At 32.3% G+C, this 14,003-nt stretch carries 15 protein-coding genes and 1 riboswitch; of the genes, 8 read left to right on the top strand and 7 right to left on the bottom strand.

Translation table 11 applies throughout. From position 1 onward, the window contains the following. Positions 1-142: 142 nt before the first annotated feature. The 7 genes from RT228_RS16005 to RT228_RS15975 form a co-directional block, all read right to left on the bottom strand. Positions 143-400: a hypothetical protein gene (locus RT228_RS16005; RefSeq protein ID WP_313138774.1), complete on the bottom strand. Its 258-nt coding sequence runs from the start codon at positions 398-400 to the stop codon at positions 143-145. Between the two features lie 150 nt (positions 401-550). Further along, positions 551-1,033 carry a hypothetical protein gene (locus RT228_RS16000; protein WP_313138773.1) on the bottom strand — a complete coding sequence of 161 codons (483 nt, stop codon included), beginning with the start codon at positions 1,031-1,033 and terminating at the stop codon, positions 551-553. Between the two features lie 86 nt (positions 1,034-1,119). Continuing rightward, entirely contained in the window at positions 1,120-1,920 is an 801-nt protein-coding gene (locus tag RT228_RS15995) for a hypothetical protein (protein ID WP_313138772.1), read from the bottom strand. Next, positions 1,917-3,119, bottom strand: a complete 1,203-nt coding sequence (locus RT228_RS15990; protein ID WP_313138771.1) for a M56 family metallopeptidase — start codon at positions 3,117-3,119, stop codon at positions 1,917-1,919. The genes RT228_RS15995 and RT228_RS15990 overlap by 4 nt, the downstream gene beginning before the upstream one ends. Positions 3,120-3,121: 2 nt before the next feature. Beyond that, positions 3,122-3,490, bottom strand: coding sequence for a BlaI/MecI/CopY family transcriptional regulator (locus RT228_RS15985; RefSeq protein WP_006257580.1), 369 nt, complete (start codon positions 3,488-3,490; stop codon positions 3,122-3,124). Then, positions 3,487-3,912 carry a hypothetical protein gene (locus tag RT228_RS15980; RefSeq protein ID WP_071307153.1) on the bottom strand — a complete coding sequence of 142 codons (426 nt, stop codon included), beginning with the start codon at positions 3,910-3,912 and terminating at the stop codon, positions 3,487-3,489. The genes RT228_RS15985 and RT228_RS15980 overlap by 4 nt, the downstream gene beginning before the upstream one ends. 408 nt (positions 3,913-4,320) lie before the next feature. Then, positions 4,321-5,529 carry an outer membrane beta-barrel protein gene (locus RT228_RS15975; protein WP_071307152.1) on the bottom strand — a complete coding sequence of 403 codons (1,209 nt, stop codon included), beginning with the start codon at positions 5,527-5,529 and terminating at the stop codon, positions 4,321-4,323. Positions 5,530-5,781: 252 nt separating this feature from the next. On the opposite strand from RT228_RS15975, the gene RT228_RS15970 reads away from it, so the two are divergent. From RT228_RS15970 to RT228_RS15935, 8 genes are all read left to right on the top strand, one after another. Then, positions 5,782-6,603, top strand: coding sequence for a hypothetical protein (locus RT228_RS15970; protein ID WP_006257583.1), 822 nt, complete (start codon positions 5,782-5,784; stop codon positions 6,601-6,603). 76 nt (positions 6,604-6,679) lie between these two features. After that, complete coding sequence (locus RT228_RS15965) at positions 6,680-7,120, top strand: MepB family protein (RefSeq protein ID WP_006257584.1); 441 nt, start codon at positions 6,680-6,682, stop codon at positions 7,118-7,120. A 57-nt stretch (positions 7,121-7,177) separates the two neighbouring features. Beyond that, a riboswitch (cobalamin riboswitch) is annotated at positions 7,178-7,359 on the top strand. Positions 7,360-7,471: 112 nt separating this feature from the next. Continuing rightward, a complete protein-coding gene (locus RT228_RS15960) occupies positions 7,472-9,541 on the top strand; it encodes a TonB-dependent receptor plug domain-containing protein (protein ID WP_313138770.1) in 2,070 nt (689 codons plus the stop codon). Further along, complete coding sequence (locus RT228_RS15955) at positions 9,538-10,674, top strand: YncE family protein (RefSeq protein WP_313138769.1); 1,137 nt, start codon at positions 9,538-9,540, stop codon at positions 10,672-10,674. The genes RT228_RS15960 and RT228_RS15955 overlap by 4 nt, the downstream gene beginning before the upstream one ends. A gap of 14 nt (positions 10,675-10,688) precedes the next feature. Further along, positions 10,689-11,654: a hypothetical protein gene (locus tag RT228_RS15950; protein ID WP_016650064.1), complete on the top strand. Its 966-nt coding sequence runs from the start codon at positions 10,689-10,691 to the stop codon at positions 11,652-11,654. Positions 11,655-11,675: 21 nt separating this feature from the next. After that, positions 11,676-12,773 (top strand): DUF4465 domain-containing protein, encoded by a 1,098-nt coding sequence (locus tag RT228_RS15945; protein WP_313138768.1) that lies wholly within the window; start codon positions 11,676-11,678, stop codon positions 12,771-12,773. A gap of 53 nt (positions 12,774-12,826) precedes the next feature. Then, entirely contained in the window at positions 12,827-13,633 is an 807-nt protein-coding gene (locus tag RT228_RS15940) for a DUF4465 domain-containing protein (RefSeq protein WP_016650062.1), read from the top strand. Positions 13,634-13,707: 74 nt separating this feature from the next. Beyond that, positions 13,708-13,992, top strand: coding sequence for a hypothetical protein (locus RT228_RS15935; RefSeq protein ID WP_313138767.1), 285 nt, complete (start codon positions 13,708-13,710; stop codon positions 13,990-13,992). Positions 13,993-14,003: the final 11 nt, after the last annotated feature.

Here is a 14,003-nt window from a genome sequence, read left to right as displayed (position 1 = left end):
ATAAGCTATCCTCTTTCTTTGCATAATATACTGGCTTACTATTACCAGATTTAACATCCGATAAATTAATATAAAAAGGTACCGAATATCGTGATGCTATTGCTGTTTTATCCTCTGTAGCAGGCTTCCACTTCTTTAGAGACTACACTGTACGTACAACCTCCTCTGATATAGATGAGTCTGTAATACCAGGCACAGTAATATTATCTACCTGTCCTGACTCTGTTACTGTAAAATTAATAGTGAAACTAAGCTCTGTCTCTTCTGTCGCTATCTCTTGGTTATTCTTATAAAAGGCTTTTACGAAATCATTCATAAAATGACCTGGATACTTAGCGTGCTTCTTATCTGTCAGAGAAGATACTTCATTCGATAGGCTATTTGCTACCACTTTATGCATCCCTCCTCCTAACCAAAGTAAGGTAGTAGATACAAGTGTTAGTATTACTTTAGTTGTCGCTGCATTGAATATTATATTGTGCTTTTTATTAACAGTTAACTAAGATATCTCTTATAACTATAACAAAAAAGCCCCTACATCACATTGACACTAAATTTCATTAACATCTGCTAATAATATAATTGGTAACGTATACTGTGAAGTAATCTTCTCTCCTTTATAAAAAGCTGGAATCCACGTATCTGCTGTTATCGTATAAATGATCTCTTTTAACTTATCGTTCTCTTCTGATGTAAAGTTACTGCGCAATACACTGACTCCATTAATAGAGCCGTCTTTCTCAATGGTTAATTCAAAAACAAGGCTAATATTATTACTCACCTTCTTATCAGGAAAAGCTTGATAGAAGTGCTTAGAAAAGTTTATAGATAACTGATCAGCACTCACACGAGAAGCAGCAGGTTTAAACTGTTTGTTATGCGTGAATTCAACAGTATCTGTATTGGACCTAGCACATATCAAAGCAGACTTAGGGGTATGCTCATGGATAACAACTCTATCTTGTGCAAACGAGTCCATAACTAAGGTAACGATAAAAATAGTGAAGAGGCACTTAAAATAATTAGTTCTCATTTTTTGTTTTAAAAATACAAATTATTCAAGTGCTACTATAAAAAAACCTGTCTTTTAACGACAGGTTCTATATGAATTTATTATAATTACGAAGAGAGTACAAAAGGTAGTACCTCCTTATTCAGATTATATTCATCTTCTAATAACTCTTTTAGTTTATCACTCTGAAGCATCTGTATAAAAAGAGCACCCTGAGCACGAAGCAATCTTTCTTCTTTATCAATACCAAGGTTTAACTTATAAATACCCTTTATTGAATCTATAAAGTAATTATATACATCATACTTTTCATTTCTAAGATTCTTCCTTACTGCATAAAAGGCGAAAGCTTCTACAAAGGGCATACGTATAGCTTCAGTATTTTTAATACTATTTAATCCTACACATACCCTCGCCGTGTACTCTCCCTTTGGGGTAATATTCTCTATACTAAAGAACTTAACTGCAACATTAAGTACTTCATCCATAGAGATCGTATCTTTTTTACTATTCTTTTTAATTACTTGAGCGTTATACTTCTTTACTAACGGACTAAAAATAGTATCCGACACCATCATAGATAGAACGCTATCTTGTGACAAAGTAATCTCTTTATTTGAAGCAAATGTATTCTTCTCTAAAGGCTCTGAAAAATTCACTACAAGGTAGTTCCAAAACAAACGATGCTTATTAATATACTCTGCTCCCTTCACAGTAGAGTCTACTTCTTTTATAGTTTTATGAAGACGTATCTCGCCTGACGAAAGCTCAACTTTCTCAAGTGCAAGAAAGTTACTGTAATCCTCTAATATCTCTTGTCCCATACTTGTTAGTACACCTCCTAATAAAGTCACTACGCAAGTAACATATAGCCTAAGTGATGATAATACTGTTGTTATTGGTCTCATGGTGTAGCTCTTTTAAAAGTTATTGGCAAAGTAAACACTGTACTTACTACTTCTCCATTCTGCTGTGCAGGAAGCCATTTTGGCATCGTCCTTAAGGTCTTTACGATCTCTTCTCCTACTCCTAGCGGATCTCTTAAAACCACTATATTCTCTAACGTCCCATCCGTTTCTACTGTAAACTGTATTACTACTTTAGCTTCACTCTCTTCTGAATAGGGATATGGATCTGTAAAATTTAGAAGAAAGTCATTAATAAACTTATTCATTCCTCCTGGATATTGAGCTCGCGTATCTGTCGCTTGGAATGGTCTACTACTTGTATCTGACGTCACTTTCTGATTAGTTGACTTGGCTTGAATAGCAAGTGTACCCACTAGTAAAAAAAGAATACAAGACAAACTGATCCCTACTCTATTTCTCCATGGACTATTGTTTTTTGTAATCATGATGAATCGCTTCTTTGTCAAGTTAAAGTTGAAAGAGCTCGTTACTTGTAACTCATGCTGTTTATAAGTCTGAGCTAATAATAACTGTAAATATGCTCCTGCTTCTTCTTGAGAAGAAACGCTCGAGTCATCAGCTAAAAACTCATGATTTAAGGCAATACACGTCTTATAATAATAGAATATTGGGTGAAACCAAAAGAACACTTTTAACATCTCTATTAATAGAATATCTAAGCTATGTCGCTGCTGTACGTGTACTATCTCATGTTGCAATATTTTATTGTCTTCTGACACTTCTTCTGTTATAGGAAAGTACACCGTATTTCCAAACGAGAAGGCATTTGTGATTTGACTAGATAAAACTATAGCTACATCATTGAACTCTATACTTGTTCCTTCTTGTTTTAACCTTCTAATTTTGATAGTTTCGACTACTAACTTAGATAGTGAGAATAATATACCTATCAGATATAACACCCCTATTCCATAAGACCAATCTATAGTAGAATTAACCTTCACCTCCTGTTTAGGAGTTTCCATAATGACGTCGTTTAACTCTTCTAAAGTTTGATTCCATGATACCATCTCCACATCTGTAGAAACAGTAATAAATGGTAAGAACAGTCCTATAAGCAATGTCCCTAGTAGGTAATATCTCTTAAAGTGATGTGCTTTACTATTCTCTAATACCAGCTTATATATCACTATTGAAGCAATGAGAATAAGTGTGATTTTGGATAGGTATAATAACATAGCTATTTCGTTTTTAACTGTTCATCTACTATTTTTTTTAATTCTTCTAATTCATGTTTACTCATCTTACTTTTTCTAGTAAAAAAAGAAGCAAAACGCAAAGCAGAGTTATCAAAGAAGTTCTCTACCATGACGTTAAGATGTTTTTCAAAGTAATCGTCCTTCGCTATTAAAGGGTAGTACTCTCTAGAGTTACCATAAAGTTTATAATCAATAAACCCTTTGTCAACTAATCTTTTTAATAACGTTGCCACTGTTGTTTGAGCAGGTTTAGGCTCTGGATACTTTTCCATAATATCCTTTGTAAATGCCTTCTCCATATCCCAAATATATTCCATTAGTTGTTCTTCTGTTTGTGGTAGTTTTATCATTCTCGTACTGTTGTAATATGTTCTAATATTCCTTTTTTATAATGCTTTACTTGTATTAATCTCCCTTTTATATCATAGATAAACCAAGATCCTGTATAGTAATAATGCAAACCTTTATTAGTTTTGACCAATACCGTTTTACCGATTGCTTCTACCTTATGATTAGGGTGATAAAAAGTAGTGTGAGCTATAGAATCTCGTATCACTTCTTTTTTATACAGCTTTCCATCTCGCTTATACCTCCAGGTTCCTTTCTGAAAACCCTCATTGTCGTATTTTCCACGTTGTACTTCCTGCTTTCCCTCGACTGTACTTTTAAACACCCAACGTCCTACCTTCTCTCCTTCAACCTTCTGATTAATCTTACAAGAACTGAAAGATACAATTATTACAAGACTAAGAATGAATACACTATACTTCATAACACTGATATTTGTAGATGTTGTTCTACAAATATAGAACACTTGCTTAGAAAAACAAATATTCACATCATTATTTTAAAAATAAGTACATAAAAGATCTATTTCTTATTAGTGTTTATTTCTAAACTAATGATCGTTTTCATTTGATTTGCTAGGGGATTGCTTGAGGGTTCCTTGCACCTTTCTTCGACAAAAGTACCTTCTGGGCAAGAAAACCCCTAGGAATCTCCTAGGAATCCCCAAGAAAGTGCAAGCTGAGCGTACATATCTATTAGATAGATGCTAATGGTATCACGCTAAAAGAACACGATTAAGTTCTAATACACAAAGTCTTTTTAATCGAACTAGAGGTATAAATAAAAAATGAACCATCATAAGATGGTTCATTTCATTGTATATCAACATTTTTTAAAAAAAAGAATATCCCAAAATAAATGACATATTGCCATAAGATGAATCCCAGTATGAATAATCTTTCAATACATCTCTTTTTGTACTAACTCTATACTCTACACTAAATCTATCATACTTATAACCAATACCGAATACTGCATTATTAGCAGATTTAACATCCAGGCTTTTATATGCTTCTGTGTTAGCCTTACTAAACTTAATACTTGTACTAGAAGCAAAATTAAACTGATAAGAAGCATTAATAAATATTCTTGACTTATCATTAATAAAGAAATAATATCTAACTCCAAAAGGTAGTTCAAAAGAATTATAATTCATTTTAATCTCTACTTCACCCTTTTCCTTAAAATTCACATTCTTAAAGGTAGGTTCTACTATTAAGCTCCATTTTTTATTATTAAATGGAAGCGTATACTCTAATTCTACACCGACTCCAAAACCAACTTTACTTCCTAAATTATGACTTTCATTACTAACACTATTATCAAAATCAAAAGTAGAAATAGATACCTGTGGACGCAGACTTAAATGAAGATTATTGCCGTCTTTCTTTTTCTCAAACAATTGTCTTTCATCTCCTTCACAATTATTATATTCCTGAAAGTACTTCGTTAATGGTTTAATTTTATACTCTAAATATTTAATTCTCTTCTTTAAGTCAGTATTACAACTAACGTCCATCCATAACTGACGTTTATAACTATCATTAGTAGCAATATTTCCATTTTCTTTACTCACCTTACTATTTTCCTTAATATACTTCTTATATACTAATGGAATAATCTCTTTATCCTCTTTTTGATAAAAGAATTTACTCTGATTATTATAGTATGTATACAATTTTGCCTTACCATCTACTAATAATTTTAAGAAGACCATTTCTTCCTTGTAGATTGGTAAAGAATCACTAGTCATATTTTGAAGTTTATCACTTGAAATATCAACGTTAACTTTATGTCTTTCATATTTACTCTTATTGAGAATAGAGAACTCTTTAGCATCCGCTAAAAGAATGTTCTCACTTCTAGCATTCTCATCTGCTTTATATAGAAAACTAGTAGGATTATTCATCCAATCAATATTTTTGATCAATCCCTCTACCCGATTACCATTATTATCAACATAATAACCTGGCTCAAAATTAATCTGAGCAAACCCTACTAAAGAAGTAGCTAAAAACAGAAAAACAAATAGTTTACGCATAATTCACACACTTAATAGATTGTTAAACAAATCTAAAAGTAATCAAAAGAAAATAATTACTTATTAACATTTTCAAACAAAAACACAAACTTATTTATATTGTCAAATAATAACAGTAGTAATTTCCATAAGATTAGTAAGTTTACTCATTGTTTCTATTCATAAATTAAAAAAGTCGAGAGGATATCATATTAACTATAAGTGTAATCAAACAAAAGTATATCTTTAAGACTTACTAAACACTTACAAATTATGATTAGAAATATTACTTTTTTCACTTATTTATTAGTTGCAATAAGCATAAGTAGTTGCTCCTCAGACAATACAACTGAAAACAACAAAACAATCACTGTATTAGAATCTTACAAAAAAATTACAACAGAAAACAACAATATTTTAATCTCCGAAATAACTTTTGAATACAATAAAAATGGTAATGTAATAAAACATTATACTGTAGATTATTTTAAGAAGAAAGGATATGAAAAGTTATTCTATCTAAATAAGTCAGAAACAAACTATACTTATAATACCTCTAACAAGCTTCTTCATTTAATAGAAAAAGATTCATTAGGAAAAATCAAAGAAGATGATGCTTTAGTATACAATGACAAAGGAATCTTAACTAAAGTACTTTCGAATAAGTATAGCAACTCTAACTATGAATACAAAACGAACAGTAATAATCAAATTTACTATGTATATCCTATAGCTTCAGAAAATAAAAGTAATATAGAATACTTATATGATACAAAAGGCAATGTAACCAGTGTCAAATTAGAGGGTTCTACTCTACCAAGAGAAGAATTTACATATGATGAAGCATATAATCCCTTTAAGGATATGCCTTTAAACTTATCAGTATTAGAATATCGTACTGCATTTTCTCCTATTAGATATAACTATACCCCTTCTAACAATATAAAGACATATAAAGGTGTTTTCTATCCCATAGAGACCAAGGAATATCAATATAATAAAGATAATTATCCAACATATACTAAGAAAATAAATCACAATGAATATATAACTGAAGAGTTTTTTAACTATAAAGCACTTACAGTAGAAAAATAATATGAAATAAAAGAGTTTAAATTTTCTAATGCCAATCATTTATAAACATAATAAAACGATAGATAAATATCATTAAATGCTACCTCATTACTATATAGAACAACTAAATAAAATATTAGGAAACTGTATATCTACTAGTATCTCAGATATACAGTGGGGTATAGAGAAAAATGATTATAACGCTTGTACTTTTACTCTAAATGATAAGAAATTTATATATAGAGAAGCTAAAGTAACACCTAAAAAGGTAGGTTATTTCGTAGCCATTTGGCAACGTGATTATGAAGGGAAGACTATTCCTTATCATATTAAAGATGATTTTGACTATTTTATTATATCTACTCAACAAGGGTACTTTCTATACCCCAAAGAAGAATTAGCTAAACTTAATATCATCTCTACCGAACAAAAAGAAGGCAAAAGAGGAATGCGTGTCTATCCTAATCTAGAGGCTGAAATGAATAAGCAAGCTTTAAAGACTTATCAATCTCACTTGCCTTTTTGGAATAATTTTTAAAGATTCTATAATAAAATACCATTAACAGAATAAATACTTTCCATTAAGCTTTTTTTATATATTTGTAATCAGACTGGTTATCACTGTGATATGAAAAAGGGAATTAGGTGAAAATCCTAAACAGACCCGCTGCTGTAAGCTCATAAATAATAACGAATCTAGTTATCCACTGTCGCATAGATGGGAAGGATATTCGTTATGAGTAAGTCAGAATACCTGCCATTCTAAAATAAGTTTTGATGTTTTCGGGGGATGAAACATAAGGCGTTCTATGATATAGTCATTGGCAACAATGATTTTGACGCATTTATATCTACTCCAAATGTCAAAATCAACTAGCCAAAAACTAATATGACAAAAACAAAATTACTAGTACTAACCACTGTGTTATGTATGGCGAATACTGCTATATATGCGCAGACACCTAAAGACAGTATCACTGCTCTAAATGAGATCGTGATACAAAAAGAAGTCTTTCGAGATCTTATACCTGTACAGACACTAGACGGAGCTAAACTTCAACGCCTTAATAGTTATAGCGTAGCTGATGCTCTACGATACTTCGCAGGAGTGAAGATCAAAGATTATGGTGGTATGGGAGGGCTAAAGACTGTAGACGTTCGTAATATGGGTACTCATCACGTAGGAGTATTTTATAACGGGGTACAAGTAGGCAATGCGCAGAATGGAATCGTAGACTTAGGTAAGTTCTCTTTAGATAATATTGAGACTGTAAAACTATATAATGGTCAGCGCAGTGCCATCTTCCAATCTGCTAAAGAGTTTGCGTCTGCTTCTACTGTATATCTACAAACTAAAAAACCTATCTTCCAAGAAGGAAAAGACGTAAATATATCAGCTAAATACAAGGCGGGTTCTATCCAATTAGTCAATCCTTCTGTGCGTACAGACATCAAAGTAAATAACAATATTAGCACCTCTATCAGTGCTGAATATATCTATTCTAATGGTGATTATAAATTCAGACAAAAACGCCATAATATAGATGGTTCTGTAGCTTATGATACTATTGGTCATAGACAGAATAGTGATATAGAAGCCTATCGAATAGAGAATACGTGGTTTGGAAAAACAGATAAAGATACTTGGCAAGCTAATCTATATTACTATCAGTCAGACAGAGGATTACCTGGTGCTGTTATTAAGAAAAGTGATGTTACTCTTGAAACAGAGAATATCAATGAACGTCAACAAGACAAAAACTTCATGGCACAAGGAGAATGGACTAGATTTGTTTCTGACAGATATCAATTCCAACTCAAAGGGAAATATGCTTATGATGAAATGCATTACTTATCGCGTAAGACGGTAGGCTTCGAAGGAGAAGAAGTAACTTATAATCCACAGTTTGACAATACCTACTTCCAACAAGAGTATTATCTATCCGCAGCACATCTATACAAGCTTACTGATATATGGGACGTGTCCTTATCTACAGATTTACAATACAATAAGTTAAACGCAACACGTAAAGGTCAAGGAACTCCGTTCTCTTATCCAGAGCGCTATACATTCTTGACTTCACTTGCTACTTCTGTAAATCTAGGTAAAGTAAAAGCTCAAGCTAATATACTAGGAACGTTTACAAAAGAGAGAGTACGTTATAACTTTGAGGCACCTGATCGTCAGTTTTGGGCACCTTCTGTGTTCTTAAGTTATAAACCTTGGGACAATGAGAATTTAGTCATTCATTCATTCTATAAGTATATTTATAGACTACCTACATTTAATGACCTTTATTATACCCAATTAGGTACAGCTAACTTAAAGCCTGAAGCATCTAGACAGGTTAACTTAGGTTTTACTTATAACAAACAGTTTCAACAGTCTCTTTTTGAAGAAGTACATCTGTCTGTTGAATCTTATTATGCTAATATTACAGATAAGATTATCGCTACTCCTACTTCTAGTATGATGAGATGGATGATGACTAATCTAGGTAAAGTAGAGAACTACGGAATAGAAACTAACTTAGGTACTACCCTAAAAATCATGGAGGACTTAAAGTTAGGAGTAAATCTAACTTATGAATATACGGTTGCCAAAGACAAAAGCAAGACACTATATGGGACGCCTTCTTATTACGGAGATCAGATACCTTATGCTCCTTGGCATTCAGGGTCATCTATTGTTAGTCTAGATTATAAAGATTGGGGGCTTAACTATAGCTTTATTTATGTAGGAGAACGCTATAATGGAAACAAAAACAATATCAAGCGAAATGAAATACAGCCTTGGTATACGCATGATATCTCCTTACTTAAAAGCTTTAAATGGCGACAATACCACTTTAAAGCAAGCATAGAGGCAAACAATATTGCTAATCAATATTATGAAGTTGTGAGTAACTTCCCAATGCCTGGACGTAACTTCCGTTTCACTTTAAGTTTTGACCTATGAAATTAAATAAAATAATATTCCTTGCTTTAGCATTACTAACATTAGTAAGTTGTCGCAAAGATGAGATGATATTCTTATCCGATAGTTCACAAGTATCTATTCCTGTTTCCACTAATAAATTCAGTGGTTTTTACCTGCTTAATGAAGGTAATATGGGAATGAACAGAGCGTCTATAGACTTATTTGAATATCACAACGGAACGTATACTAGAGATATCTTCTCAGAAAGAAATCCAAACATTACTAAAGAACTAGGTGATGTAGGTAATGATATCAAGATATATGGTACTAAAGCTTATGCTACTATTAACGTATCAAACTTCATAGAAGTATTTGATGTAGAAACAGGCAAACATATTAAGCAAATACATGTACCTAACTGTCGTTATTTAGCTTTTAAAGATGGTAAGGCGTACGTTAGCTCTTATGCAGGAAAAGTAGAGATTAATCCAAATGCAGAACGTGGTTTTGTAGCGGAGATAGATACCTTATCCTTAGAAGTAACTAGACGAGTAACGGTAGGTTATCAACCTGAAGAAATGGTCATTAAAGGAAATAAACTATATGTGGCTAACTCTGGAGGATACCGTGTTCCTAATTATGATACTACAGTATCAGTGATAGACATTCCTTCATTTACAGAAACCAAAAAGATAGATGTAGCCATCAACTTACATCGTATGCAAATTGATAAAGCTGGAGACATCTATGTTTCTTCACGAGGTGATTATTACAGTATAGAGCCTAACTTATATGTAATAGACTCTAACACTGATCAAGTGAAGCAGAAGCTTGACATCCCTGTATCTAATATGACTATGGATGATGACAAGCTATACTACTACACTACTTCTTATAAACATAACACAGGAGGTAATAATGTGTCGTATGGTATTCTTAATACATTGACAAAAAAAGTTATTACTGATAACATCATCACCGATGGCACAGAAAAACAAATACAGATACCTTATGGAATAGCTGTCAATCCTGAAACCAAAGAAATCTTCATGACAGACGCACAAGACTATATAGGTACAGGATTTGTTTACTGTTTCTCTCCTGAAGGAAAACTTAAATGGAAGACAACTGGTGGTAATATACCAGCACATATAGCATTCATTAAAAAATAAACCAATAACTAAATATGAAAACAAAAAGATTAAAACTAAGCCTAATAGCTACTCTATGCTTATCAGCTATTACTTTTTATAGCTGTTCGAGTGATGATAACACTCAAGAAGAAGAATTTGTTGACTCTATATCATATAACTATAGTGACGTAACTAAGGTATTAGACTTTCTTCCTGCTCCAGGTCAATTTGTAAATGACTTACCTAAATATGAAGTAGGTGATACTCAAGAAATAATGAATCAGAAAGCATTGAAAGCTATTTCTGGCGACAAACTATCTATGGTATCACTTGGAGGTTTTGGAGGATATATTGTAATGGGGTTTGACCATACCATACCTAATAAGGATGGCAGAAGAGACTTTGTTGTATTAGGTAATGCTTTTAAGAACAGTTCAGAGCCAGGTATTATCATGGTTGCTTTTGATAAAAATAAAAATGGTAAACCTGATGAAGATGAATGGTATGAAATAGCTGGTAGTGAATATAAGAACCCTAACACTATTCCACATTATGAAATAACATTTCACAAACCTTCTCCTGAGTTAGATGCTAAAAAAGGAGATTTTGACAAATACATTTACTTTGAAACTAATCAAGGTCAAAAAGGTTATAAACCTAAAAACCAATTCCATGACCAAAGTTACTATCCTCTTTGGATAACCGATAAAAAGATTACACTCAAAGGATCTAGACTACCAAATAATGCTTCTGACACTAGTGGAAAAGGTACTTACTGGGTTTTACCAGAATATGAATATGGTTACGTAGACAACCAAGTTAATAGCCATATAGATGCAGCCATCGATATTAATTGGGCTGTTGATAAAAAAGGTAACAAAGTAAAGCTTCCTGGAGTAGATTTCATTAAAGTATACACTGCTATGGATCAAGAGGCTGGTTGGTTAGGCGAAACTTCTACAGAAGTAGCAGGAGTAATTGACTTACATAAAGCCAAACTAAACGTTCCTACTAGATAAAATAATTAACCATTACAAATTATGAAAAAACACTTTACTAAGTTAAGTTCTATACTATTTTTAGGACTAACTTTACTAACAGCATCTACATTTACGAGCTGTTCTAATGATGATAATGCTCCTTATGTAATACCTACGTTTAATGGAACAGTTGAATCTGTAACTTTCGATGAAGTTACCATAGATCCACAACTGAACATTGCTAATGCTGTCTACAGATGGAAAGACAACGCTTCAGGAACTATTCTATCCAATGAACAGGTATTAAAGTACACATACAATACACCTGGAACTAGAGATCTAGTTTTAATAGTAGAACAAGGAAATTCTCATCGTTATTATACCTATAAAGTTGATGTAGCTAAAAGTTATAATTATAACTATGTTACACTTGACCTTTCTACTTTCAATCTAGCTGATGGTCAAGCTACTACAGGAGGTAAAATCTGGAAAGACACTTATACAGAAGATGCTGAACTAAAAAGTGATATTTTCAATTTTAAACATATTGCATATACTGACTATAACACATGGATGGGGTTCACTGTGTCTAATAGTACAGATAATAGCAATCAATACAAAGGTGATGGTTGGTTAGATAATCAGTGGGGAACAATGCCTCAAGGAGGAAGCGCAGGTAAATGCTCTCCTTTTTTGGTATCTTTTGCTGATCACAAACCCCACCCAACTCTTCTAGATCCAAATAAACCATTTGCTATTGATAGATTCTCATCTGTGATAACTATCGAAGATAACAACAATTCATACAGAGCTATAAGTGCTAACTTCGCAATAAGTCCTTGGCCATACTATGGAATTTTAGAAGGGGATGATTATGCTAATAAATTTAAAAAAGGAGACTACTTCGCTATTCATATTTATGGAGTTAGTAAAGATAAAAAACTTACTACTGCTAAACCTGTGACTCATTATTTCGTTGATTTTAGAGAAGGTATAAATGAAATAAATAAAAATTGGAATAAAGTAGACCTATCTTCATTAGGAGAAGTTAAGTACTTAGTATTTTTCTTAGAAACTACTGATGTAGGACAGTGGGGAGCTAATACGGCATTATATTTTACTATGGACAACCTAACAGTCGATAAAATAGACAAATAATTAACTAAAGAACAACTACTAGAATAGTTCTTTAAATCTTTAAATAAAAAACTATGAAAAAACATTTCTTAAGGTTAAGCACCTCTTTTATATTAGGGCTTACACTTCTTACTGCTACTACATTTACTAGTTGTTCTAGTGATGATAATAGCATACCATTAAGAGAAAGAGAATCATTAAATCTTTCTTCAGTTCCTTTAACGCTAGATACAAAAGATGGCAAAATATGGAGAGAAACATTTGAAAACACACCTCTAGTTGTTTCTCCTTATACATTCAGTCATAAAGTAAATGATTTTAGTGGTGTTAAATATTGGAATGGCTTTACTGTATCCAACAGTACAGATAAAGAGGATCATAATGACAACTTTCCTACTTACATGTATGGTACAATGGCTGATAACACTACACCATTCTTAGTTGCTAACACTTCAGGAGTTCCATCAGACCTAAAGAAAGGGGATATTATAGATACTGATAAAGCATTAACAGTAGTTACTCTTAAAGAGAGCTACTCTGCAGAATCAATAGAATTAGCATTAAGCCCATACACATATCACTCAACTCAAAGAGGAGATGCTTTTGCAAAGAAGTTTGTAAAAGGAGATTTCTTTAAAGTACTTGTTTATGGACTAGATAGTAATAAAGCTATTGCTACAGAACCAATAGAACACTTCCTGATTGATTATAGAAAAGAAGTTGACAAAGTAAATATGGACTGGCAAAAAGTAAATTTAGAAAAACTAACTAATATAAAATACCTGGTGTTTTATATAGATTCATCTGATAAAGGAGAATGGGGAGTTAACACACCTGCATACTTTACAGCTAAAAATCTTACAGTTTATAAAACCAATTAAACATCATTAAAAGGACTATGTACAATAGTCCTTTTTTATACCTTGTTCTATCCTTTAGATTAACACACCTAATAATGAACATCCAGATAATACAGTCACTAACTATGACTACAGATATAGAACAATTACTTACAGAATACAATAGAGCTATACAAGCAGATTTAAGGCCATTAGACAACTCCATCAGCATAAGTTCTAACTCAAGTACAGATAACGTCTCTAATGAAGCATTACTATATATAGCTAAAGTGAATGGTACACTAGCAGGCTGTATCGCCATGCACAGACTTACTGATACGACTTGTGAGATTACTAATTTAGGATCAACGTTAAAAGTTGGGGAGGAAAGTGTAAAATAATATCTTTGTGC

The sequence above is a fragment of the Myroides sp. genome, from assembly GCF_032073645.1.
In the GTDB taxonomy this organism is placed as follows: Bacteria; Bacteroidota; Bacteroidia; order Flavobacteriales; family Flavobacteriaceae; genus Flavobacterium; species Flavobacterium odoratimimum.
Note: the sequence above shows the minus strand (reverse complement) of the source record. Positions and strands in the feature narration are given on the sequence as shown.